This is a genomic window from Thalassoglobus sp. (assembly GCF_048270125.1).
Classification (GTDB): domain Bacteria; phylum Planctomycetota; class Planctomycetia; order Planctomycetales; family Planctomycetaceae; genus Thalassoglobus.
The window spans coordinates 191404-215911 of record NZ_JBLWTN010000004.1; the positions used below are offsets into that span (position 1 = coordinate 191404).

The following is a 24508-nucleotide window of genomic DNA, read 5'->3' on the forward strand; positions in this document are numbered from 1 at the left end:
TAGAATGATTCGACTGGAGCCAACAATTTCCTTCCTAAATTTTGCACCGAGATCTTCATGCCCCGTATCTTCCTCCTGCTTACTTTTGCATCGCTGCTGATTCCACAAGCAAACGCCGACCACATTTTTGAATTGCAAACCAACGCCATCAAAGATGGGAAAGCGGAGTTTGGTCATTGGGGATGGGAAAAAGATAAGTACATGCTCTGGGGGACACATTCCAATCGGCTCATCCCGGTGTACACCTTCGGAACACTCAATTCCGGAGAGGGGATCAACCTGCAATCCTATGTCGGAAAAAACAGTATCTATCGTTCTGAAAAGAAACTGACAGATCTTTATGGTCAGGTTCCCGAAGGGACAGTGAATCCCAAGGCAGAATATATGGACCAGACTGATGTGTTCCGGATTCAGAAAGCGGCACTTAAGGCTGGGAAGAAGAACATCATCCTCGTGGTCTTCGACGGGATGGATTGGCAGACAACGCAATCTGCCAGCATCATTAAGCTGAATAAAATCGCATATGAATCGGGACGCGGAACAGGATTCCATTTTCAAGATTATAAGGCAGATGGAACGACTCAGTTCACAACGATGGTGACAGCACCCTATGTCGATAATGTCAAAATCGATGTGGACGAACAGACCATTTCTGAAGATCCAAATTCTTTCCGTGGCGGCTACGCCTACGAATTTGCAGGGGCACAAGCTTGGGATACTCCAGCAGAGCCCGAATATCTGATGGGGCGAAAAACAAAAACGGCCCCACGTCAGCCATATACGGACTCTGCCAGTTCCGCCGTCAGCATGACTGCTGGGATTAAAACATATAACGCAGCAATCAACATTGATCACAACGGGAAGATGGTCGACACAATCGCACATCTGGCACAAAAAGAAGGTTACAAAGTCGGTGTTGTTACGAGTGTTCCAATCAGCCACGCCACTCCAGCATCTGCATATTCACACAATGTGAAGCGACACGATTATCAAGACCTAACGAACGATCTTCTTGGGGTGAAATCGGTCAATCATCCGCAGCAACCGCTTCAGGGTGTGGATGTTCTGATCGGTGCAGGATACGGAGAGGTTCGCAGCAAGGATTCTGGGCAAGGGAAAAACTTTGTTGAAGGAAACGCGTATCTGACAGCTCAAACGCTTAATGAAATCGATTTCCGCAACGGAGGAAAGTACGTCGTCGCAATTCGTCAACAAGGCGTTGACGGAGCCGAGCAATTGAAAGAAAAAGCGGAAGAGGCCATCGCCAGAGACAGCCGTCTCTTTGGCTTTTTCGGAGTCAAAGGAGGGCACTTGCCGTATCAAACAGCTGACGGCGACTTTCAGCCAGCTATTGGTCGTAAGAAAACGGCTGAGAAATACAGTAAGGCGGATTTGAGAGAAAATCCAAATCTCAGTGAGATGACCGAGGCAGCACTCTCAGTTCTGGAGAAAAATGAAAAAGGCTTCTGGTTGATGGTGGAAGCAGGAGATGTCGACTGGGCGAATCACGACAACAACATCGACAACTCTGCTGGCGCGGTAATGAGTGGCGATGCTGCTGTTAAAGTGGTCACAGACTGGGTTGAGAAAAACAGCTCCTGGGACGAGACCGTCATGATCGTGACAGCTGATCATGGTCACTTTCTGGTCCTGGAGAAGCCAGAATTGCTGGTTTCGCCCGCGGAATAACACATTCCCGTTGCCAAATTGTGAAACTCTGTGATAAACAGCGAGGTTGAAGCTCAATCAACCTCGCTGTCAGAGGTATTGCAGCGATCGAATTGCGTTACGACGGACGCAAATTTGAAGGCGAACAGCAGAAAAGTGATCACCAGGAATTCGTCGCTCAGGACCATTATCTGAGTGACTCAGGCGGGCTCAAGGCTCCTGCCTGCAACGATTCATTCCTGTTCGCTCACCAGAGTGCGTTTCAGAAGGACGTGCGTTTGAAAATGCGTCATGGAGGACGCAGTGGCATCGTTTAAGGAGCATGTTGGTTTTAGCGGATTGCTTGGGGTCGGTTACGGACTCGGAGCGACCTTTCTACTTGGATTTTCGCCAACGCAAGGCGCGCTCGCTGGTTATCTCGCCGGTGTCGGTGGAATGCTTCCCGATCTCGATTCTCCGACCGGGAAACCGGGACAGGAGATTTTTTCTCTGACCGCAGCTGTTGCTCCGCTTGTTTTGATTGGAAACGTTCTCAAATGGGCCAAGTTACCGACGGATACCGAAACCGTCATGTTGACGATGCTGCTGATGTACTTCGCCATTCGGTATGGTGCAGCTTGGTTTGTCGCCAAGCTAAGTGTGCATCGTGGAATGTTCCATAGTATTCCGGCAAACGTGATCGCTGCCGAGGTGACGTATCTCTTTTATCCCACTGAAAGCATTGTCGTAAAATGGCTGATGGCAGGAGCCATTGCCGTTGGATTTTTCTCGCACTTACTTTTGGATGAAATCTATTCCATCACCTGGTCTGGAGCGATGCCCCGGTTGAAGAAGTCGTCCGGCACCGCAATCAAATTCTGGGGAAAAGAATTCGGCCCGTCAGCATTTACATACGTCATGCTGATGTTTCTGACATTCGTCACGTTGGAAGATGCCGGAGTCATTTCGACAACGCGAGAACTTCAAGCGTCTCCGGCGGAAGAAGAAATTGACGGAGAGTCTCCCGAGACGCTATTGCCCAATTCCGTCGAATCGCGAGCAGTTCAGGAGGCACGCCATATTCGTGATGAACTTTCAGATGCTCCGAAGTTTCAATAAGCCGAGCGGGAATCAGGCTGTGAAGGAACCGGCACGCTGCAATAAAGAAGACCTGCTGCCAAAGAGTTCAAGTAATAGTCGTGTTCAAAAAATAAGCCGGGACCATTGCCCCGGCTTATTTTGTAAATTCTTTTCGATCACGTGTTCAGTTGATCTCTGAGTCAAATTGTCCAGCGTGTCACCGAGGAACAACTGGTGGCATTTCTATGGCGATTTTCGTTTCGACAGGGGGCAGAATGTCTGAGACTTGCGTCTCCATTCCCGAAGCAATCCGTTCTTTTCTCGCAGTTTCAACATAGAGTGTTGCTGTGAGCGCGAGAAGTTTATCCGCATCTCCTGGACGGACTCCGTCTAAATCCTGGGCAATCTTCTCCACCCATCCCGGTTGATGAGACATCGCCATCGACATCATTTCAACGAACAGGCTGATCTCTTCAAAGTTCCGGTCTGCAATTCGATTGCTGACTGGTGAAATCAACCTTGCGATTGCTTCAATCGCATTCGATGGAAACGAGACATACAAATCGAGCTGATGGACGATTGTTCCATTCTCCCGAAAGGTCGGCTTTAAGTGCATCATGGCCATCGCCTGGACCGACTTTTTGATCGCAGGACTTTTGAATTCTCCATGGCAAGTTACGACGTAGTGTTCAGGTGTGTTTAATAATACGTGAACAGTTCCGAGCGTCCCGTCTTGCGTGTCTGTTTCAAATCGCGTTTCAGATTCCCTTTTCATCTGAACATTTGAAATGTTCATCGCACGCCAAATGCTGACTGCGACATCTGGATGATTCGTGAAGAATTCATAACATCGCCGATCCGATTCAAGTTCAATGACGGGAAGTCGGCGATACAGACTTAAATTATTCAGAATATGCTGTGCATTCGCTTGAGACTGTGGCTCCATAAGATGAAGGGGAAACTCTGAGACCGCGATTCGGCGAACTCGTCGGCTCGACGTGCCGGCCTCAAGCGTTTTGATCAGGATTGGTGAACCAACCTGCTCTTGCGATTTTTCCCCGATTGGAATGACGGACCCGGTCTCTGGCCGATTTTCGGCGAAAACTGAGCCGGCAGAGACAGCGATGGTCCCCACACTCAGTAGACACCAGAGTCCCCCGACAAATTGTGCGCGCAGCGTTCCCATTCGTTCCCCCCTGACAGTCCGACTCGGCAAGAATCACCGAAGCTGGATGCCCCCCAGCTGTGATGGAACCGTACTTCCAGAATAATCGGCAAAGTCACTGCGATTCCGTCAGTCGAAATTCCGATCTATGCAAAAGGACGCTCAGTCCGGATGGTTCATCTCCGTTTTGAGAGAAAAAACAGGCCGGAAAACGTCTCGGATGAATTTCGTCTTGTTTGCATGTTCTGCAGCAACGATAATTCAATCACGCATTAAGCGTTTTTTCTAACATTGAGTGGAAGGAGTCGGAGAATGCATTTCTTTAAAGACAACGCGGAAGCCATCGGGCGGACACCATTGGTTCGAATCAACCATCTGACGAAAGGGCTGAACGGGACCGTACTTGCTAAAACTGAAGGGCGCAACCCTGCCTATTCGGTTAAGTGCCGCATCGGGGCTGCGATGATTGCCGACGCAGAAGAACGTGGAGTTCTTAAGCCTGGAATGAAAGTCGTCGAGCCTACGAGCGGGAATACCGGGATCGCTCTCGCATTTGTTTGTGCTGCAAAAGGCTATCCACTCACTTTGACGATGCCGGATACAATGTCTGTCGAACGCCGATTGATGCTGAAAAGTTTTGGCGCAACTTTGCTGCTGACTCCCGGAGCGGATGGCATGGGCGGAGCAATTTCCAGAGCGGAAGAGCTTTCGCAACAAGCCGATTATTACATGCCGCAACAGTTTAATAACCCAGCGAATCCAGAAATCCATTTCAAAACCACAGGTCCGGAAATCTGGGAAGCAATGGACGGGAATGTCGATATCCTGGTTTCCGGTGTTGGCACTGGGGGGACAATTACTGGTGTATCGCGGTACTTCAAAGAAGCAAAGGGGCATGCCCTGCACGCGGTTGCCGTCGAGCCGTCTGCGAGTCCGGTACTTTCGGGCGGTGCACCTGGAAAGCACAAAATTCAGGGGCTCGGAGCTGGTTTTATCCCTAACACTCTAGACATGAATATGGTCGATGAAGTTGTTCAGGTCACCGATGAAGAATCTTTCGAGATGGCTCCTCGTGTCGCTTCTGAAGAAGGAATCACTTGCGGAATCAGCGGCGGAGCAGCCATGGCTGCTGCTTTGCGAATCGCTGCCCGACCGGAGAGTAAGGGGAAGAACATCGTCGTCATCCTCCCGGATAGCGGAGAGCGTTACTTGTCGACTTCTCTCTTTGACCACTGCCGAGACTAACTCTATCTCAGCATTTTCGAAAATGCCCTCCTGGAGAATCTTGAAATCCGTACGAATACGAGCAATTCAGCAGGAGTTGTAGTTCTTAGAGCAGCTTGCTCTACCGTGTTCCCGTGAAGAACCCATTTCACTAGATCCAGTCCGAAAACCTCTGGAATAGCCACTTTCCTCAACATTTGAGAGAGCAATTTCAAGTTTCAGGATCAGTTCTAGTAAAATTACTGTTCGCCACGAGGCAGAACCTGCAAACTACTTCGAAAGATGCTTTAAAAAACGCCGAAGAGACATTTCGTCTCCTCGGCGTTTTTTGTTTTTTGAAAAAGCGAGGTCGAAGCTTTATCGAGTTGTATCTTCAAGCTGATGACGACGCGTCTTTTTCAGGAAGTAGAATTGTCAACAAGAACGACGAATCTTCAATGGCTTCGACGGAATGTTCTTCGGCAGTTGACAGATATAACATTTCACCTGCTTCCAGATGTTTTGTTTCTCCCATGGATGTGAACGCAAACTTCCCTTCGATGCATTGGACAAGGATTTCTCCAGGTGCAGAGTGATCCTTAAGAACCTTCCCGGCCGGGAGCACCATGCGGATGACTTCGAGAGTTCCTGTTTTCACAAGAGCTTTGGTCGAAGCCTTCTGTAAGTTGTCCCCCAGAGGACGAACATCAATAATTTCGCCCGGTTGTGCATGTGGGATTGCCATTTTTTGCTCCTTGCTTTGATGGATGTTGAATCGCATCGATTGACCCGATTCGTCTGAATGGAAATGTTGATCAGTTTTCTTCTAGATGATGCTCCGTCACTTCAGATCCATTCGGACGAAATGAATGACCGGTCCGTAAACCTGCGACGAACAGCACCAGTGCGACCGCTCCTAAGAAAAAGATTGTATCTCCCGGGACTCTCATCCAGCGAAGAGTTTGCATCAGGTCGGTTTGCATGAATTCGCTACTTCGAGCATACCAGTAACTGTGCTCGACAGACGCTTTTGTCTGCATGAGCCCAACGGGTAACAGGCTCAAAATACACATTGCCATTAAGCCACCGTTGAGCGACCAGAACGAGAATCTCAACATGCCATCTTTCCACTCTCGTCCAGGAATCAGAACTCGTAAGCAGACCAGCATCAGGCCGATCCCCAACATTCCGTAGACTCCAAATAACGCAGCATGACCGTGGAGCGGTGTCGTATTTAAGCCTTGCATGTAGTACAGAGCAATGGGCGGGTTGATCATGAAACCGAACAGTCCCGCGCCGAACATATTCCAGAAGGCGACTGAGATAAAGAAGTAGATCGGCCATCTATATCTTTGAACCCATGGGGATGTTCTGGATCGCCGCAAGTCTTCGGTAGCATCAAAACCGACCAAGACCAGCGGGACGACCTCCAACGCGCTGAAGACAGATCCCCACACAAGTGCAACGGTCGGTGTTCCCGAGAAATACAGGTGGTGGCACGTCCCGATAATTCCGCCGGCGAGGAAGATCGTCGCTGAGAGCAATGCGGCAGCCGCTGCGATGCCCGGACGAATGAGATTCAGACGCATGAAAAGAAAAGCGATCACAGTTGTGGCGAAGACTTCAAAAAATCCTTCGACCCACAAGTGTACGACCCACCAGCGCCAGTATTCCACAATCGACAAGTGTGTATGTCGTCCCCAGGTCAGCCCGGCTCCGTAGAAGAGTGCAATCGCCCCTGTTGCGACAGCCAGTAACGCAACAAGTTGTCGAGTTTCACCAGTCTTTCGCAAGGCGGGAAGAAGGACGCGGATCATCAGGAACAGCCACAATAGCAGGCCGATCATCAGGCCGATCTGCCAAACGCGGCCAAGGTCAACGTATTCGTATCCTTGATGTCCCAGGTAGAAAGAGACTGCATCCGACATCTTGTTCTGAATACTCAACCATTCACCCGTCAGCGACCCAACGACTACGAGCAATAAGGCACCAAACAGGACATTCACACCGAGCGCTTGCCCTTTCGGTTCTTCACCACTTACAAGAGGACCAATGAACAGACCGGCTGCCAGCCAGGCTGTCGCAATCCAGAAGAGTCCCATTTGAACGTGCCAGGTTCGGCTTACGCTGTACGGCAGCCAATCAGAAAGAGGAAAACCATAGAACCCATCCCCTTCAACACCGTAGTGTGCGGTGACGACCCCCAGCAGCATCTGTACAAGAATCAGTGCGGATACAACCCAAAAGTATTTAATGGTCGCCTTCTGAGAAGAGGTTGCTTCCCAGAGTGCCAGTGGGTCCGAGTCCGGAGGAGGCAGTTCTTCCTCTTCGGATCGCTTGACTGCGTACCACCAAGCCATCGACGCAATCCCTGCGAGTAGAACGATGATGCTTACGCCTGTCCAAACGATGTTGTCCCCAGTGGGGCGATTCCCGATGAGTGGCTCATGCGGCCAGTTGTTTGTGTAAGTGGAGATGTCGTCCGGTCGATCGGTCGACGCAGCCCATGCCGTCCAGAAGATAAAAACTGATAACAAACGGACGCGTTCGGGAGTGGTGACCGCGTTCGGAGGAATCGCGTAATCAGGATTTCCTTTCATGAAGACATCAGTGTAGTGATCGAGATTGGCTTGAAACGCTTCGAGCCGAAGCGGGTTAAGCGTGACGACACCTGTCGATTGATCGAACGTGTTGGTGTGCAAGAGTTCCGTTAAGCGAGCTACCAGTTGGCCTTGCCGCTCTTCTGACAGGTTTTCGTAATCGCTCTGAAATTCTTCATCCGCCCATCGATTGAGAATGAACAGCGCTTCCCGATGAAGCCAATCTGCCGTCCAGTCCGGAGCGACATAACTTCCATGTCCCCAGATCGACCCAACCTGCATTCCCCCCATGGACTGCCACACATTCTGCCCTGCTGAAATCTCACCTCGCTCTATGAAGATCGTTCCATCTGTCGAAACGAACTGGTCCGGAATTGGTGGCATTTCCTGATAAATTCGCGTTCCGATCCAACCGAGAACGAGAAATGAAAAGACCATGACAAGGGTGAAAGCGATCCATAAACGCCGCATTGCTCTTCCTTTGAATTGTCCCAAGAGGTTTGTCAGTAGATTTGTGTTTCAATGAGTTCCGTAACTTCTTTTGATCCGTTCAACCGAAATTTTTATAAACTGCACGTTGAGGTGTAGATTTCGTTCGCGAAAAAAAACGCTCATGGCGCAGGTCATAAAAAGAATAAGTCGTTCATCCAAAACGGATTGAAAGTGAATCTGAGAATAACTCTTGAAATGTTCACGTCAAGGTGTAGAATGAGCCGAGTTTGAAAATTTCGTTTTTCAGGAGGAGTGTTTCTGTGTTACCAAAGACAGCAGAGTATGCCCTACGTGCTGTTGCGTGCCTGGCTGGAGAGCCGGAGTTGGCAATCGCTGCTGATTCCCTGTCAACGAGAACTCAGATCCCGCGAAGATACTTACACAAGGTGCTTCAGGATCTTGTGAAGGCCGATCTTGTGCAGTCTCGCCCCGGTCCCGGAGGCGGGTATCTGCTGTCTCAATCTCCTGCAGAAATAACAATTCTTGACGTCGTGAATGCAGTCTCACCGCTTGAGCGAATCCATCATTGCCCGCTGGGACTTCCTTCTCATACATCCTTGTGTCCGCTGCATCAAGAACTTGATAAAGCGTACGCTGCCACGGAGCAAGCTTTTTCACGTGTGACCATCCAGAATATTCTTGAGTCGACAAATCCAGTTGTTCCCTTATGCGAGATTTCCTGATTCGTGCCCAATATGGATTCAGTCGAATTCGGAGTAGAGTATCTTTCGAATTGGTGTACAGGTTCTGCCTCGTGGCGAACACCATTTTTATTGATGAAACGCATTCCTCACGGGCAGACGGTAGAGCAAACTGCTCTAGAGGCCAATCAATCGACAAGAGTTCCCACCCCATTACCTTCCTCATCTTTAGGAGAGCGCTGTGACCTTCCGAAATATTTTCCCCCGATTCGCAACGATGAGTCTGATTTGCGTTTTGGGAGCTGCGATGTTGATTGCTGAAGAGAAGAGTTCCACGAAATCCGAAGCTGTTGAAGAGCAAAAAGAGATCCCGCGTGTTTCACTCGAGGAAGCACGTGAGCAAGCCGAGCTCATGCATTTCATCTACAATTCAACTCTTGAAACTCTTCATGACCGCTATTTCCATGGAGACCGTGCGATGGTCCCGGCACGTGCAATGATAGATGTCTTTCGTGATATGGAACGTCGGACACATACAAAAGCACGATGGATTTCGGCGAGTTTGAAACCGATGAGTATCGACAATAAGCCTGAAACGGACTTCGAGAAACGGGCAGCGATGGAAATCTCCAAAGGAGAATCGAAGTTCGAAACCGTTGAAGATGGATATTATCGACGTGCGGGGAGTATCTCCCTGAATCATGGCTGTATTGGATGCCATGCTGGTTTGTCGAACACATCAACCTCTCGTCAGTTCGCCGGATTGGTGATCAGCGTTCCTGTGAATAAAGATGTGGTGCTGACTCCAGCTTCGAAGTCATCGCCAGAATCAGCGCCAAAAACAAAGAAATCAGAGTAGGCATGGCGAGAAGATGTAGATCGATCCAATCGACTGCGGTGTTGGAATCGAGTTGAGATGTCGTTCGCTGTGATGAGCAGGCTCGCTGGCCCGCTCATCACAGATCGTCGCTTGCAAGACTCCTCTCTTTGAGCAGTTTCAATACTTGCTGTGCCCGTGAAGATCACTTTCATGACTTCATGGACTGCGCGCCGCGAGGCCCGGACGCGAATACTCAATCGAACAACGCGATGAGTGGACCACCCTGCTCTACTGAGGTTTGACGCCAACCTGCAATCTGCGAATGCTGCTTTGTTTTTCTCGCCTTGGGCGAGTTACTTCTGGTCAATCTCTGCTTCAAGGAAAGCGATAAGGTCGCGGAGCTCACGGATTGTCAGTGTGTTGGCAATCCCGCTGGGCATGAACGAAACATCAGAATCGACCATCGCTTCGACCTCATCACGATCAAAGACCCGGTTCTGCCCGTTGGAGTCTCTAATCGCTTCTTTGGTGTAAGAACGTAATCGGATACCTGTGAAAGTTCGACCATCTTTCAAAACGATAATGCGCGGTTGATACTCAGGAGCCATTTGTCGACTTGGCTCAAGGAGAGATTGCAATAACCATTTGCGATCCTTGCGTTGGCTCACACTGCTTAAATCTGGTCCGACGACATTTCCGCGACCATCGTGTCGGTGGCAGTTTGAACATTGTGCTGACTTCGCATGGTGAAACAGCCGGCGTCCGTTGTCGACGTCGACCGGCGCTTCGATGGAGTCCAAGAGGTCGAGCCAAGCTTGCGTCTCTGTGAATTTAGGACGTCCCTGTTCTAATACTTTAGGGCTCAAAACGGATTGAATGAAATCTGCAGATTCAGGATGCTTTGTGGCAGCCTCTTTCAGAATCGCGATTTGCTCTGGCGAAAGTTGAACTGCCCGAAGGCTGCGTAAAGCTTCTTCGCGAATGACTTTTTCATCGCTCGTGGACAGGCTTAACAACAAGTCCAGATATTGTTCAGCAACAGTTGCCAGGCCAGTGATCGCTTCGACTCGGATCGTTTGGCTTCGCTGAGGGTCAGCGGCGATGTCGCTCAAAATTTCGTGGGAGACAGCTGCATTTGCGGAAAGTGTGCGGACCACTTCCAGCGACAATGTTTCGTCATCGACTTCAAGCATCTCTTTCAACAGCGCGAGAGTCAGCCCTTTCGGGAAATTTTGTCTTGCGGTGTTGCCATCTTTCGGGGGAGATTGTGATTGAACCGGTAGTAGCCTCAGGGCGAATGCGCGTATGCGTGGGTCGCTGTCGGCATCATTGACGCGAGCCAGCATTAACTCAGGATTGCGTATTCCAGCTTCTCCATTTCCATCAAGAATATTAAAGGTCGCAATGGCAGCTTCGAACAGTCGGTAGCTGAGATCGCTGCGATTCATGTATTGCTCAACGTCCATTTTGAAATCTTTTGCTTCAGCAGTTGTGATCCACCGTAGCGTCTCAAATTGCACGTCACTGTTTTCGTCCTGAAGGAACTCACGTCCCCATTCGCCGGGATCGGTTTTCGATAACTTTAACGCGATGACCGCTTGCTTTCGGTCCTCAGCAGACCAGCTCAATACTTCTTTTAATGTCCATTTTGAAGTTAGTGGTGCGAGTGCGATGAGAGTGGAGCGTGCGAGAAACGGATCATCGCTGCCTGCGAGTTTGAGGAGCGACTTCAAGCCTTCCTGATGGTGACCGCTTCGGAGTTGACTCGCCAGTTCGGCTTCCGGTGTGACAGGTTCGAGATCGAGCGGTCCTGTCCAGTCTGCTTGGTCGAGGTCGATTTCTAATTTCCAAACACGACCATACCCATGAGATTCATAACGCCCATCGACCCAGTCAGCGAAATACCATGTCCGTTTTTGTCCTGTGCCACCCTCTCCTCCGGGGACGCTTGCAATACAACTTGGTCGGAAGTATCGGCTGCCTTGAAGCAATGTGACAGGCTCCGAGGTATAGCTTGCCCCTTTGGGTTGGAGCGGCAAGAAATCGATTTTGTGGTCAGCCCAAGAGGGAACCAATAATCCGCGACCGAGAGGCAAGATCCCGCAAGGAGCTTCTCCCGAGGGATGAATCATGGGAAGTGTCCCGGCTAACTCGCCGTTCCACGCGATGAAGGGGTGATGTGCTTCTCGTCCGTATGATCTCTCATAGCCATAGTCTCCACCTTCGATGATGTGAAGTACTCGGCATGGCGGTCTCTCTCCCGGATCGTTCTCGGCTGCAAAAATCTCACCGTCGCTACGAACGCAGATTCCAAACGGGTTCCAGAACCCGTAGGCGATTCGCCGTAGATTTTTTCCGTCGGGTGAGCATCGAAAGATCCCCCCTTTGCTGGCTCCGATGACTGATGACTTATCAGTCCCGGTTAAAGTCCACGGTTTCGCAAAATTTTCTCCCAGTCCGAAAACAAGATCGCCGCTCGGATGCCAGGCGAGTCCTTCGAGACCGTTGTGCGGGTAGTCGGCTTCCGAGTCGAGATTGATGATGACTTCTTCAACATCGGCGACCATGTCTCCATCGGTATCTTTGATTCGCAGAATTCGACCCCGCTCTGCCAGATAGACCCAGCCCTCCTTACCAAGTTCAAGATCCATTGTGGCGACGGTGGAGTTGTAGAACACCTGCCGTTGTGGTGGTTGTCCTGCATCGCGACTTTCCGTGAAGACAAGTATTTCATCTTGTTTCGGTCCAACATAATCGGTCGGCGGAAAATGAGTGTGCGTCGCAACCACCCAGATTCGGCCCTGTTCGTCGACATCAATTCCTGTCGGCGTCGCCAACAATGGGTGTTCTGCCACCATCGAGAGCTTCACGCCCGGTTGTAGGATCTGTATGTCTACTTCTCGTTCTTCTGCTTTCAGTACTCCGGGCATGCAAACGTAGAAACAAATCAGAGCGGCATATCGTGGATTGATCATAAGGACAAATTTCAAACTTTCACTTGTTCAGGTTTTGCTATCAAAAAACGATCTTACAGCGTTTTCAATGTTTGTCGTACCGTGTCGACTCTTTCCAGGACAAATTTCATATTTTCATATTGGTCCTTGCGTTCTGTTTCGTGGAGATGAGTGCTTCATCGCATGAAAAGCTCTCTTCACGGACACGAGAAACACGAAAGTGTTTAGAACAGTTTTGAAAAATGTACGTGAACAGTCTCGTGGAGATGAGTGCTTCATCACATGAAAAGCTCTCTTCACGGACACAGAAAACACGAGAGTGTTCTAAATTGTTTCGCCAACGAAATTGGGCATGCGGCGATTTCTGGTCATTACCTCGTAGTAGTGTGTTGCTTGTGTTGAGATTGGATAGACAACCTGTTGTTGTCGATCATTCACGACAACACCTCGGATTCCTTCCGTGATGAGATACCAGACGCCACGGTCGCAGCCGAACGAAGCGGGGACGACGACTTCGACTGGCTGCAATGAGCTCCAGTTGCCTGCATCGAGGCTCTCGAATGGACACCAATGAGTTCGAGGAAGAAGAGACTGCGAGGTGCGGTTTCCCCATGGGAGGAATCGTAGTTGGCCCTCCATCCAGACTGGCAGCCTGGGGAAGTCGTGTTGATCAAAAAACAGCAACTCTTCGTCAGAGTCTTTGGTCCGACGGGCGATGCGTTCTTGAAGCCGATAGGATTGAATGAGTGCGTCAGGGACTTCACGGCGTAAAAGCGAGATTCCGAACATCAGAAACAGCTCTTTCCATACACATCGCAAATATCGTAATTGTGAGCGTCGTCCAGATAAATTTCCGTGAGCGGAAGTGTTTCACCGCTGCGGATTGTGAAGCGTCCGAACTTGTCATTGACGAGCCGCTTGATTGCGTCGATTCGTGGAGGATGAGTCACGAATAACGACCTTTGATGAGCGCCAAGAAACTGCAATTCGTCCGCAATGATATGCATGTGGCTGAGTCTCATTTGCTTTAGCCAACACCGTTCAAACAGATGTTTCGCGACTGGCAGAATCAATTCGGATGCGTTGCTGGCTTCGGGGAGTTTGCACCGCTCAGAGCAATGTCCTCCTTCCTTGTAAGACAACGATACAGTCAGGCGTTGTGTCACGTACCGATGCCAGTGCATCGCTTCAACGAGTCGTTCAACATTACGGACGAGCCATGCCTGCAGTCGGTCTGGATCATTGGTGGATTCGCCAATACTCCCTCCGCGTGCGATCGCTTTATGCATGGGGCGTTGTGTAGAGATTGGCGTGAGTGCTTCTCCGTGGAGTTCCCACCATAAAGCTTCGCCGGTTTTCGTGAGCAGTTTATTGATGAGTTTCGAGTCTGCACGGCGGAAGTCGCCGCAGGTTTTAATGCCATGGGCTGCAAGTTTCATGGCACTTCGATTTGCGATTCCTGTAATTTCACGAACGTCAATCAGTTCAACAAAATCTGCAATTTCCTCTGGATCTAATAAGACGAAGCAGCCGAAGGGTTTGCCGTGGTCCGAAGCCAGTTTGGCGAGTGTGCGCGAACGAGAGAGCCCGATGCTGATGGGAACGCCTGTCTGCTTCAGAAGAAGATCCTGTAATGCTCTCGCTGCCTCCAGGATTGTGCCTTTCAATGCCTGCGGGAGATATGAGGCATCAAAGAAAAATTCGTCAATTGAATAATACTCAACGGTTGGACTGACAGAGTTGACACATTCCAACATCTTTCTGGAGAGCACTTCATACCAGTAAAAGTCTCGTTTGACGTACACCCCGTGAGGACAGAGTTTCGTTGCCTCCCAAATCGGAACACCGGTTTTCACTCCGTATGCTTTCATTTCGTACGACTTCGCAATGACGCACGCTCCCTGATTGCCAAGAATTCCGACCGGAATGTTTCGCAACTTGGGATGCCGTACCCGCTCTGCCGATGCGTAAAAGCAATCTGCATCAAGGTGGCCAATGATGTTTAGTCGTGACGGCATTTCGGCATTGTAGTATTCGTTTGTACAGGTGCAAGGGTGAGAGGGGGTGATCGAGCATCGTCGACTATTTCATAAGTTGATTGATTCGTTTTTAACGGGCGGTCGGGAAGCAGATCACAGACTGAGGGAATTCGCGAATCAGCATTGAGGTAAGGAGCGTTGAGTGAGAATGAGTAAAAAGTTGTCGAGAGGCTGCGGGGGCAGTCAGGCAACCACAAACGGCAAAGAGAAGATGGACGTGCCGAAACTCAAATCTCATTGTTGTTCGTGAACTCGATTGTGTATGATGTTAGAGAATGAGTTTCTATAAGGAGCTTCTCAATGTCTCGGACGCACTCACACAACCGTCGACAGTTTTTGTCTTCAGCCGCTTCCACGGCAGCTGGTCTTTCCTTCCTCTCTCATCTCCCGCACGTCTCTCGGGCGGAAGCGACACTGACACCGGGGATGGTTCGCTTCACCGATGACATCGAACCGCTGGTGCGGTTGATCGAAGAGACCCCACGGCAGCGGTTGCTGGAGCAAGTTGCTCAGAAAATCCAATCGGGAACGACCTATCGCGAAGTGCTGGCCGCCCTGCTCTATGCTGGTGTTCGCAATGTGCAGCCACGGCCATCAGTCGGGTTCAAGTTTCATTGCGTGCTGGTCGTCAACTCGTGTCACCTCGCCAGCCTGGCTGGACCGGACGAGGATCGCTGGTTACCGATTTTCTGGGCGATCGACTATTTCAAAGATTCACAGGCAGATGAAGCCCGACGTAGCGGTTGGCACTTGCAGGCGGTGAATGAATCGCAAGTCCCCACCAAAGAGAAAGCCCGGCAAGCATTCATTGAAGCAATGGAGAGCTGGGATGTCGAACAGGCTGATGTCGCCACCGCCGCGATCGTCCGGCATCTACCAAGGAAAGACGTTTTCAATCTGTTTGCTCAGTATGCCGCTCGTGATTTTCGCTCGATCGGGCACAAAGCGATTTATCTGGCAAATGGCTGGCGAACCTTGGATGCAATTGGCTGGGAAAATGCCGAGCCTGTGCTCCGGTCGCTCACCTTCGCCTTACTCAATCATCAGGGAGAGTCAAACCCCTCTGACAATCAGCACGCTGTCGACCTTGCATGGCGAGTCAACGAGCCGAGAGCGACAAAACTCGGAGAGGATTGGAACAAAGGCCAACTCGATGACAAGTTCACGCGTGAGCTAATTCAAGAAGGACGAACTGCCGCCCCCGCGAACATTTCCGAACTGGTCGCTTCCGCGATGTCAAATGGGGTTGGCCCTCAGTCGGTCTGGGACGGAGTTTTCATGAGTGCAATGGAACTCCTCATGCGACAACCTGGCATCGTTGGGCTGCACGGGCTGACGACTGCAAATGCCGTCCGCTTCATCTACGACAATACGGACGATGAACTGCTGAAACGGAAACTGTTGCTGCAGGCCAGTTCCTTCAATCCGTATTTCCGTGAGTCAGCCAAGGGGCGCGGTCAACTCAGTCCGATGAACTATGACACCTGGGAAGAGAAAGCGACGGATGAGAAGCCGGACGTTGAGTCGATCATCGCGGAGATTTCTTCGAACAAGCTCGACGCATCGATGCTCGTGCGAAAATATCTCAGCAATGGTGGCGCTCCCGCTCCCCTGATCGACGAAGCTCGCCGCCAGATTTTCCTCCGTGGCCGTAATGCTCACGACTACAAGTACAGTTCAGCTGTTCTCGAAGACTTTTCTCACCTCAGCCCAACCTGGCGAGATGATTACCTGGCGTTGTCGGTCTTCAGCCTCAAGGGGTCAAACGACCGCCAAAGCCCTCTGGTCGAAAGAACCCGGGCTGCTATTGGCTGATAACAACTCAGAATGGCCAGTCAGCTCGAACAAGCCCACTGGCAGGGCGCTGGCACGGCAGGGCGCTGGCAAAATCGAAAATCGTCGTAAGTCGTTTGATAACAAATACGCCAGGAGGGATTCGAACCCCCGACCTGCGGATTAGAAGTCCGCTGCTCTATCCAACTGAGCTACTGGCGCATGGTGAGTTATTCATGCTATTTGATGTTGTCTCTGATGATGAGCTTGGTGAGACACATCGAGACCGCATCCGGTGCGCAACTTCAACCCTATTTCAAGCTGAAACCTTGCGATGTGGGGGAGTATGCAGATTTCGGGGAGTCAGTGCAACTGGTCGAAAGAGTTTTTGATGACTGGATGGTTTTGCTGCAGAACGTGAGGGAAAAGATGGAGGGAGCGAAGCTTGGTTCCTCACCTTTTTTCGCTCCCTCAAATTCACCAATCGCGACAACATGTCTTTCGCCAAAAAGTGGACTTCCCCTCCAAATTTCCGGCATCAGCGATTCAGGCATCCAGTCAGATGCATTCGTTCGTGAGGGCCGCAATAAAGTGGTAGTCCGGAATTGCTGAGAACTCACTCAGATTTTCTGGGTCGGCTGACGAAGTAAAGAGTTTTTCCGTCTCGGCTCCAGTCGACAGCGACGTTGTCACGGTCAGTTGGCTGGCCTTCCAAGGGAGATGTTTCGACGTTCGCTGCTGGTTTGAAACTGTGAATTTGAGCTCCCTTGCTCCATTTGACAGTGGTGATTCGGTCCCCGTCGGGATGCCAGGCGAACTCGTTTCCGTAGCCACCCTTGTATGCATAACAAACTGTCAATTTCGGTTCATCTTCGGAGATATCAACGATGGCGGTTTCATAAGTCCCATCTGCGAGGGTTCCTTTGAAGCAAAGTTTTTTCGAGTCGGGTGACCAGTCCGAATTCCAGTAGATCGATCTATACGGGTTGTCTGCTCGCGGTTGGATCGTTTTTTTGGAATTCGTCAGGAGATCGTAGATGATGAAGTTGCCACGCGAGGTGTAGGCGAGTTTTTTGCCGTCAGGAGACCACTGGATTCCCCAGCCGCTTGGATCAATAATCGTCGAGGCAACACGATCGGCTGCTTGAATGCAGACTCCTCGGGGATCATAGCTGCTATAGGCCAGATATTTTCCATCAGCTGACCACGTCGGCATCGCTCCGTAGCCGACACTCTGGGTTTTTGATGTTTTGATGTCCAGGATGAAAATTTGGGCATCACCACTATTCTCGCCTTCTTGCCATCCGTCAAAGGCTATGCGAGTTCCGTCGGGCGAAACATCTGGTGATCCAACGCTTGGAAAACCTTCCATGTCAGAGATCATACGAGCATTCTTACCGTCGACATCGAGTGCGTAGATGGCAGTCAGTTTGTCCTGCGCTATTGAGTGCGTGGTCAGGACGAACAGCGAAAGACTGACTGCGACTGTTTTCAGAGTTCGTGACATGCGAGTTGGCTCCTTGCTCATTGTCGAAGAATAGAACTGATTCTGATGCTTGTCTTGCTTTTTGTTTTGGGTCCCTCAAACACTCTGAAGATTCATCATGCCGTCGGTTTCCAGACTGGGCTGGTTGGGGGTTTGATCGTACTCGACACGTGTGAAAATCTCCACGATTATTTTTTGCAGATTTCGCAGTGCATGGATTTTAGTATTTGTCAGATTTTTGCCAGATTACAGTTCCGCTTCAATTTTGATTTGCATCCAGTGCTCCACAAACTTGTAGAGCAATAATTGGTTGAAGCCCCAGTAAACCGGGATTGCAACAAACGGAAAGGCATAGGGTGAAATGAACACGGCTGCGATTGATCCGCTGACTACGACGGCAGTCAGCCCGAGTATCACCGTCAATGCTGTTCCAAGTCCTTTTAGTGAAATCGGGACAAGCCCTGAGAGCATTAGCAACGGGCCACTCACGTAAATTGCCAAGGCGATGCAGATGACGGTGACCGTCGCACCCGGGTGAAGGAAGTACAAAACGACTGCAACCAGTCCTGCGTAGATGAAGTCGGGAGCTGCCAGCCAGAGTGTTCCCCGACGCCACCCTCGGTAGATGTCGAGCCCACTGTGCGGAGTCAGTACGAGTGACGAGAGCGTTCTCGCTTTGACCTCTTTGTCGAAACTATGAGCGGGGTAATTCATCACGTTGAAAAGTGTGGCGCCGCTAACAACAAGGGTGAGGCCCATCAAACTGTAAAATATGCCACTGCTCACGCAAAACGTAACGAGCAAAAATGCGGTTCCGTACAGGATCAGTCGACCGGTGGTGTTGTTATGCCCTCCGGCGTAGTACACATAAACTTCCCAAGCCAGAGCGTCATCCCAGCATCGTTCTGTTTGCGATCGTCGTTGCGTTGGTTTCTTTTTCTCTTTCATCCCAGCCAGGGCCGGTTCAGGAGAATCGCCAATAGAGTGATACAACTGGTGTTGGTATCGCCACAGCCAGAAAAGTGAGAGTCCAAAATAAATCAGTATTGTTCCAAGGGTTTCCGCTGAGACTGGTCCCATAAAGAAGTAGTCGAAGAGCCTGGAGTAGATTGAAAACTCTGCGAAGAGTTCGGTCACGCGCATCACAGAAATCGGAATTTTGATATTCAGGAGAGACAGAAGAACGATCATGAGCCGCCCGGAAAGCAGGGTGATCTCGATAAAGAAAATGGCTCCCAACCCTGCCCAGTCCGCGGATCTTCGGTTGTCCGAATTGTGAGAGTAAACCATTGATCGTGAGGCGGCGGCTGCGAAGACGAACAGGAGCGTCACCTCCAGAACAATGAGTTCGTGAAAGCGAATGCCACCAAGTGTGAAGATTAAGTACAGGAACGGAATCCGAACTACCCAGACAGAGAGAAACCCGATCCATATCTGGGCAATTCGAGTGAGAGTCCACTCCCAGCGACGCGTTCCCGTCAGGTAGATCAGACTCAGGTATCCTGAACTGGCATCACCAACAGTCTCTCGGTTGAGTCGCCCCGCAAGATAGCCCAGCAACAGCAGGCTCGTGGGGTAGAACCAATACGTCAGCGTGCGTCCCAGTTGCAGCGATTGCACCTGAGTCGTGTTCTCAATCCAAATGATCAACCAAAGAAGCGTCGATAAAACGAAGCCTGCACGTAAGAGGGACAAATCAAGCCGTCGTGCTTGAAGTGGCATCGTTGATCGAAGAATTTTCAATACACGTGGCACGGAGCTTGTCACCCTTCCTCAATCAAAATCGTCTGTACGAATGTTGTCTCGAATTATTTCGTTGGCGGATCATACTCTGGGTTGAGCTTGGGAAGTTTGGCCCCTTGCTGTTTCAGTTCTCGAGCGAGTTTCTGCTCCAGTTTTACGAGTTGTTCTTGATGTTCGCTGGACAAATCTTTCGACTCGGAGAGATCATCTGCGAGGTTGTAGAGTTCTTTCTTTCCCTCGTACCACTGAATCAACTTCCAGTCTCCATCTCGAATGATGGAATAGGGACCGGGAGCATGGCGATAATGGGGAAAGTGCCAGGTGAGGACTCTATCGTCTTCCAGTTGATGTGATTCGTTCTTGAACAACGGCAGCAAGGAAACACCATCGATGGCGCGATCGTCGGGGACGGAGACGCCGACAGCTTCGCAAATTGTGGGGAGCAGATCGATGCTCATAATCGGTTCGTGCGAAACTGTTCCGGCAGGGACGACTCCCGGCCAGCGAGCGATGAAGGGGACTCGAATTCCGCCTTCGTAGGCATAGCCCTTGCCTGATCGCAGTGGCGTGTTATCCGTCGGACCTTTCAGTCCTCCGTTGTCTGAGGTGAAGATGATCAATGTATTGTCGAGAAGTTTCTGTGATTGCAATTCGTCCACGATCATTCCGACGGCATCATCGACACTTTCGACGAGGGCTGCGTATTTTGCTTGAATTTCTTTCTTTCCCTCCTTGCGGTACTTGGCTGCGACTTCATCAATCGCCTGGATTGGCGTATGGACCGCATATGGGCAATAGCTCAAAAAAAACGAATTCTCTTTGTTCGCGCGAATGAACTGCTTCGCTTCGTCTCCTTCACGATGTGTGAGAAACTCATCTTTCTTTCGCGGTTTGAAACTCTCCTCGAAAGAGTAGCGTGGGTGTGAATATGGATCGAAATAAGATGGTGGTTGTCCCAAATCACAACCGCCGATATTGATGTCAAAGCCCTGTGATAGTGGATACCAGTCCGGATCTCCCAAGTGCCACTTGCCGATGTGGCACGTTTTATATCCTTCGTGTTGAAGTAACTCCGCAACTGTGATTTCTTCGTGCTCCAGCCAATATGGATTTGGTGGACAAAGAAGCTTTTGTTTCTTCCCGCCGACGTATTCAGTTGGATTCGCTTCGGGCGTTCCGATATCGCCTCGCTGAAATCGTGCACGAATCCAGTCGGTCACTCCGATGCGGCCGGGTAATCGACCTGTCATCACCGCGGCACGTGTTGGGCTGCAAACAGAACAGGCGGCGTATGCGTCGGTGAAACGCATTCCTTCGGCTGCCAGTTTGTCGATGTGGGGAGTTTTGTAGTAATCTGATCCCTGACATGAGAGGTCCATCCAACCCATGTCGTCAACGAGGATCAGGACAACATTCGGTTTCTTGTTCTCAGCAGCTTCTGCCAAGTCTGTCAAGATTGTGAAACAGCAGAACAGACTGAGAATGGTGAAGACGTTTGAGATGGTCAAAGTTTTCATCAGCGAGACCTTACATTGTTCTGTTTATGGATTTGACTCAGTTTTAGAACTGATCCTGAAACTTGAGATTGCTCTCTCAGGCGTTGAGGAAAGCGGTTGTTCCAGATGCTTTCGGACTGGTTCTAGAATTTCCTGCTTCAAACTTTACTGAGCTGTCATGGAAAATACATGCTACCGGAACGAATTCCGGCTCTGCTCTGATTTGGTCCGGCTGATTCCGGTTGATGATGTGACTGGCGATTGTCGGTAAGAATTTTTCTTGTGTTGGCCTTTCCCACTCGCGAATCAGGATTTTGTTTAATAAGCTGCTCTCTCGCGTCTCATGAAGTCGGAAAGTTCCGCGATCATAACTCCTGATCACAGATTTGAATGAGAATCAGTCATCGTCAACCCCTTCGCAAAACGGATTGAAGAAGCACAATGAGCACAGTTGCACAATATGCCCTGACCTGGGATCTCGATTCACTTTATCCTCACCCGGAGAAGGATGAGTTCAAAAAGATTTTCGACGAGTACAAAAAAGATTTGAAACAACTCGCTGATGATTCTGAGTCTCTTCCTGCGATTGCTCCGGAAGTTGCATCTGTCTGGGCGGATTTCCTGGATCGTGTGGTTGATGTTTTCGGTCGCTCTTCTGATTTGAATGCCTTCATTGGCTGTCACGCTGCCGCAGATGCAGGAAACAAACTGTTTCAACAGATGGAAGCTTCACTGGCCGCCTTGGGGCCGCTTTCCAATCAAGTTTTCACAAATGTGGAATCTGCTTTTCGAGATCTTTCGGACGAGCAACTCAATGCTTTCGCAGAGGCGGACGATCGGCTTGCAAAAGTGAAGTTCTTTCTCGAAGAATGTCGCTCAAATGTACAATTACGACTTCCTAAAGATCTGGAAATGCTCGCAGCGGAATTGGGTGTCGATGGGATTCATGCCTGGGGGCGGATGTACGAACGTATCTCCGGAGCGTTACGTGTCGAGTTAATGGAAAAAGGTGAGATCGTTAAGAAATCGCCCGGTCAGGTGCGGGTTGATCTCCCCGACCGCAAGACGCGGCAGAACAACTTTTATGCTATCGAGAAGGCATGGAACACACAGGCAGATAACTGTGCTGATGCGCTCAATCATATCGCCGGAACTCGCCTTGCGAAGTATCGACGACTCGGAGTCGAAGACCATCTCACGGTTCCGTTGCGATACAATCGGATGCGGCGCGAAACGCTCAACACGATGTGGGATGTCATCACCAACCGAAAAGAACCTCTCCTGAGGTACTTCGAACGGAAGGCGCAACTGCTCGGCGTGGAGAAGATGGCCTGGTACGATCAACTGGCACCCATCCCGCAGGCATCACAAGGGACAGGAGATTCCCTCAGCTACGATGACGCCTGCAACACTGTCATCAAAACCTTTCATGGATTCAGTGATCACTTAGGCGATTTCGCTGAGAAAGCACTCAACGAAGGTTGGGTCGAAGTTGAAGATCGTGAAGGGAAACGACAAGGCGGATTCTGCACCGGGATGCCGACCAAGAAGCAATCGCGGATCTTCATGACATACAAGAACAGCGCTGATGATATGTCGACGCTCGCTCATGAACTGGGGCATGCCTACCATTCGCATGTCCTGCGTGAGCAGCCGTTCTTGCTTCAGGACTATCCGATGAATCTGGCCGAAACGGCATCGACTTTTGCTGAAGCCGTCCTTGGTGATCAACGACTCGCAGAGGCCGATTCGCCGGCGAAGAAGCTGGGGATTCTCAACAACATGCTGAGCGATTCAGTCGCGTTCATGATGAACATTCACGCTCGGTTCATTTTTGAAAATCAATTTCACGTTGAGCGTGCCGAAGGAGAACTGTCGGCAGAGCGGCTCACCGCGATCATGCTCGATGCTCAGAAGGAGGCATACTGCGATTCCTTTGAAGACTGGTCCAATGCATTCTGGATTTCGAAGCTGCACTTCTACATCACCGGATGGCCCTTCTACAACTTCCCATATACTTTCGGCTATTTGCTTTCACTGGGTGTCTATTCAACAGCAGATGAATTCGGAGATGATTTTCCGACCAAATATCGCGAGCTTCTCATTGCGACAGGCTGTATGAATGCTGAGGAGGCTGTTCAGTCGACTCTTGGCTACGATCTCACCAAACCAGAGTTCTGGAACAAGAGTATTGATATCATCGACGCTCGTGTCGAAGAATTCTTAAAAGTGAGCGAAAATATGATTTAGGACAGAAATGTCCAAATTTAACTGTCGACATCTGAAAACGCTTAGAGGTACACTGAGAATGTGTCCCACTAAGCGTTTTTTTATTTCGCGGAATGCTTGGGAGCCACGGATTGCAGAAGTGAGTGGACTCTTTATTTGAGTGTGAACTTCTGCCCTCGCACATGGTTTTATCTGGTCTCAAACGAAAGAGTCTGGAAAGCGATCAATAATTTTCTCTCGAAAGGTTCCGATTCCATGATGAATAAATCTTCGCGCGCACTCGCCATCTTCGCGATGTTGCTAGTGTCTGATGCATCTGTTTTTCGTCCCAGCGCCACGGCGGATGAGCCAGCGAAGGCAGCGAGTGAAGAAGGCAGCCCGCAAAAAACAAAGAGTGTTGTAGAGGCTCGACAGCAAGCAAAGCTGCTGCATGAAACTGTACACGGTATGTTGCAAATCGTTCATCGAGATTTCTTTGATGAAGAGGAGTCGCTGAAGATTCCGTCGGCGTCATTTGAAGAAGTGTTCGAAGAATTGAAGCACGCGCAAGGCGTGTCGATGCGATGGATTTCCGTGAATACCGAGGCGATGAACGTTGATAACGAGCCGAAATCAAAATTCGAAAAAGATGCCGTCAAGGCCTTGATCACAGGCAAGGAAGAGTATGAAAGTGCAACGGACGAAGTTTTTCAGTACGTCGGAACCGTTCGTTTATCTTCTCGCTGTTTGAAGTGTCATGTCCCGCGACGTTCCAACAACAAGGATCGAGCAGCCGGACTTGTGATTTCGATTCCATTGAAGAAAACAGCAGCTGATGCGGCAGCCGAGTGAGTCCCGAAGGCTGTTTTCGGCTGTGTCACTTTCGGAAGAGTCGACTCTGAGACAGATTCCTCACGAATGAGTCGTGAGGAATTCAAAAAAAACTCATTGTCCTGCCCCGGGAGTCGGCTTAAACTATTGCTGAACAAGCGTTTTACGTAACTCATCAATCGCAAGAGCGGCGCAGTTGAGCTGGACATTGTTTGGTCGTCTGTTATGACAATTTCCAGCGGAACGAGAGGTTTCGGAGACCTGTCATTTTGGCTGTGAAATTATTAGAATTTTGTGATTCTTGCGGCTTCTCTGAGGGTACGGACAGCT

At 50.2% G+C, this 24508-nt stretch carries 17 protein-coding genes and 1 tRNA gene; 8 read left to right on the top strand and 10 right to left on the bottom strand.

Going from position 1 to position 24508, the window contains the following annotated elements:
- Positions 1–57: 57 nt before the first annotated feature.
- Positions 58–1689 (top strand): alkaline phosphatase, encoded by a 1632-nt coding sequence (locus ACN0YR_RS06985; protein ID WP_417848477.1) that lies wholly within the window; start codon positions 58–60, stop codon positions 1687–1689.
- Positions 1690–1971: 282 nt separating this feature from the next.
- Complete coding sequence (locus ACN0YR_RS06990) at positions 1972–2766, top strand: metal-dependent hydrolase (protein WP_417848478.1); 795 nt, start codon at positions 1972–1974, stop codon at positions 2764–2766.
- A 178-nt stretch (positions 2767–2944) separates the two neighbouring features.
- Here the strand turns inward: ACN0YR_RS06990 and ACN0YR_RS06995 are convergent, their stop codons facing one another.
- Positions 2945–3913, bottom strand: coding sequence for a hypothetical protein (locus tag ACN0YR_RS06995; protein ID WP_417848479.1), 969 nt, complete (start codon positions 3911–3913; stop codon positions 2945–2947).
- 291 nt (positions 3914–4204) lie between these two features.
- On the opposite strand from ACN0YR_RS06995, the gene cysK reads away from it, so the two are divergent.
- Positions 4205–5137: a cysteine synthase A gene (gene cysK / locus ACN0YR_RS07000; RefSeq protein WP_417848480.1), complete on the top strand. Its 933-nt coding sequence runs from the start codon at positions 4205–4207 to the stop codon at positions 5135–5137.
- 352 nt (positions 5138–5489) lie between these two features.
- Here the strand turns inward: cysK and ACN0YR_RS07005 are convergent, their stop codons facing one another.
- Both ACN0YR_RS07005 and ACN0YR_RS07010 read right to left on the bottom strand, forming a co-directional pair.
- On the bottom strand, positions 5490–5840 hold the full coding sequence (locus ACN0YR_RS07005; RefSeq protein WP_417848481.1) for a cupin domain-containing protein: 351 nt from the start codon (positions 5838–5840) through the stop codon (positions 5490–5492).
- 70 nt (positions 5841–5910) lie between these two features.
- Positions 5911–8166, bottom strand: coding sequence for a nitric-oxide reductase large subunit (locus tag ACN0YR_RS07010; RefSeq protein ID WP_417848482.1), 2256 nt, complete (start codon positions 8164–8166; stop codon positions 5911–5913).
- A 281-nt stretch (positions 8167–8447) separates the two neighbouring features.
- On the opposite strand from ACN0YR_RS07010, the gene ACN0YR_RS07015 reads away from it, so the two are divergent.
- On the top strand, positions 8448–8870 hold the full coding sequence (locus ACN0YR_RS07015) for an RrF2 family transcriptional regulator (protein WP_417848483.1): 423 nt from the start codon (positions 8448–8450) through the stop codon (positions 8868–8870).
- 199 nt (positions 8871–9069) lie between these two features.
- The gene (locus ACN0YR_RS07020; protein ID WP_417848484.1) at positions 9070–9687 is read left to right on the top strand and encodes a c-type heme family protein; all 618 of its coding nucleotides are present in this window, start codon (positions 9070–9072) and stop codon (positions 9685–9687) included.
- Positions 9688–10001: 314 nt separating this feature from the next.
- On the opposite strand, the gene ACN0YR_RS07025 is transcribed toward ACN0YR_RS07020, so the two are convergent.
- The 3 genes from ACN0YR_RS07025 to ACN0YR_RS07035 all read right to left on the bottom strand — a co-directional run bounded on the left by ACN0YR_RS07025 (position 10002) and on the right by ACN0YR_RS07035 (position 14620).
- A complete protein-coding gene (locus ACN0YR_RS07025; protein WP_417848485.1) occupies positions 10002–12623 on the bottom strand; it encodes a PVC-type heme-binding CxxCH protein in 2622 nt (873 codons plus the stop codon).
- 303 nt (positions 12624–12926) lie between these two features.
- A complete protein-coding gene (locus ACN0YR_RS07030) occupies positions 12927–13391 on the bottom strand; it encodes a hypothetical protein (RefSeq protein WP_417848486.1) in 465 nt (154 codons plus the stop codon).
- Positions 13391–14620 (bottom strand): DNA polymerase Y family protein, encoded by a 1230-nt coding sequence (locus tag ACN0YR_RS07035; protein ID WP_417848487.1) that lies wholly within the window; start codon positions 14618–14620, stop codon positions 13391–13393. The genes ACN0YR_RS07030 and ACN0YR_RS07035 overlap by 1 nt, the downstream gene beginning before the upstream one ends.
- Positions 14621–14941: 321 nt before the next feature.
- On the opposite strand from ACN0YR_RS07035, the gene ACN0YR_RS07040 reads away from it, so the two are divergent.
- Entirely contained in the window at positions 14942–16456 is a 1515-nt protein-coding gene (locus ACN0YR_RS07040) for a hypothetical protein (RefSeq protein ID WP_417848488.1), read from the top strand.
- Positions 16457–16562: 106 nt separating this feature from the next.
- Here ACN0YR_RS07040 and ACN0YR_RS07045 read toward each other — a convergent pair.
- The 4 genes from ACN0YR_RS07045 to ACN0YR_RS07060 all read right to left on the bottom strand — a co-directional run bounded on the left by ACN0YR_RS07045 (position 16563) and on the right by ACN0YR_RS07060 (position 21160).
- Positions 16563–16636: transfer RNA gene (locus tag ACN0YR_RS07045), tRNA-Arg, on the bottom strand.
- Positions 16637–17030: 394 nt separating this feature from the next.
- Positions 17031–17921 carry a hypothetical protein gene (locus tag ACN0YR_RS07050; RefSeq protein ID WP_417848489.1) on the bottom strand — a complete coding sequence of 297 codons (891 nt, stop codon included), beginning with the start codon at positions 17919–17921 and terminating at the stop codon, positions 17031–17033.
- A gap of 225 nt (positions 17922–18146) precedes the next feature.
- A complete protein-coding gene (locus tag ACN0YR_RS07055; RefSeq protein ID WP_417848490.1) occupies positions 18147–19622 on the bottom strand; it encodes a hypothetical protein in 1476 nt (491 codons plus the stop codon).
- Positions 19623–19708: 86 nt separating this feature from the next.
- Positions 19709–21160: a sulfatase gene (locus tag ACN0YR_RS07060; RefSeq protein WP_417848491.1), complete on the bottom strand. Its 1452-nt coding sequence runs from the start codon at positions 21158–21160 to the stop codon at positions 19709–19711.
- 420 nt (positions 21161–21580) lie between these two features.
- On the opposite strand from ACN0YR_RS07060, the gene ACN0YR_RS07065 reads away from it, so the two are divergent.
- Positions 21581–23389, top strand: a complete 1809-nt coding sequence (locus tag ACN0YR_RS07065) for a M3 family oligoendopeptidase (RefSeq protein ID WP_417848492.1) — start codon at positions 21581–21583, stop codon at positions 23387–23389.
- A 234-nt stretch (positions 23390–23623) separates the two neighbouring features.
- Positions 23624–24199 (top strand): c-type heme family protein, encoded by a 576-nt coding sequence (locus tag ACN0YR_RS07070; RefSeq protein WP_417848493.1) that lies wholly within the window; start codon positions 23624–23626, stop codon positions 24197–24199.
- Positions 24200–24508 lie beyond the last annotated feature (309 nt).

Bases quoted from the DNA above. Each gene is read 5' to 3' on its own strand.
- ACN0YR_RS06985 (WP_417848477.1), top strand. From the start codon at position 58: ATGCCCCGTATCTTCCTCCTGCTTACTTTTGCATCGCTGCTGATTCCA.
- ACN0YR_RS06995 (WP_417848479.1), bottom strand. From the start codon at position 3,913: ATGGGAACGCTGCGCGCACAATTTGTCGGGGGACTCTGGTGTCTACTG.
- cysK (WP_417848480.1), top strand. From the start codon at position 4,205: ATGCATTTCTTTAAAGACAACGCGGAAGCCATCGGGCGGACACCATTG.
- ACN0YR_RS07005 (WP_417848481.1), bottom strand. From the start codon at position 5,840: ATGGCAATCCCACATGCACAACCGGGCGAAATTATTGATGTTCGTCCT.
- ACN0YR_RS07010 (WP_417848482.1), bottom strand. From the start codon at position 8,166: ATGCGGCGTTTATGGATCGCTTTCACCCTTGTCATGGTCTTTTCATTT.
- ACN0YR_RS07025 (WP_417848485.1), bottom strand. From the start codon at position 12,623: ATGATCAATCCACGATATGCCGCTCTGATTTGTTTCTACGTTTGCATG.
- ACN0YR_RS07030 (WP_417848486.1), bottom strand. From the start codon at position 13,391: ATGTTCGGAATCTCGCTTTTACGCCGTGAAGTCCCTGACGCACTCATT.
- ACN0YR_RS07035 (WP_417848487.1), bottom strand. From the start codon at position 14,620: ATGCCGTCACGACTAAACATCATTGGCCACCTTGATGCAGATTGCTTT.
- ACN0YR_RS07040 (WP_417848488.1), top strand. From the start codon at position 14,942: ATGTCTCGGACGCACTCACACAACCGTCGACAGTTTTTGTCTTCAGCC.
- ACN0YR_RS07050 (WP_417848489.1), bottom strand. From the start codon at position 17,921: ATGTCACGAACTCTGAAAACAGTCGCAGTCAGTCTTTCGCTGTTCGTC.
- ACN0YR_RS07055 (WP_417848490.1), bottom strand. From the start codon at position 19,622: ATGCCACTTCAAGCACGACGGCTTGATTTGTCCCTCTTACGTGCAGGC.
- ACN0YR_RS07060 (WP_417848491.1), bottom strand. From the start codon at position 21,160: ATGAAAACTTTGACCATCTCAAACGTCTTCACCATTCTCAGTCTGTTC.
- ACN0YR_RS07065 (WP_417848492.1), top strand. From the start codon at position 21,581: ATGAGCACAGTTGCACAATATGCCCTGACCTGGGATCTCGATTCACTT.
- ACN0YR_RS07070 (WP_417848493.1), top strand. From the start codon at position 23,624: ATGATGAATAAATCTTCGCGCGCACTCGCCATCTTCGCGATGTTGCTA.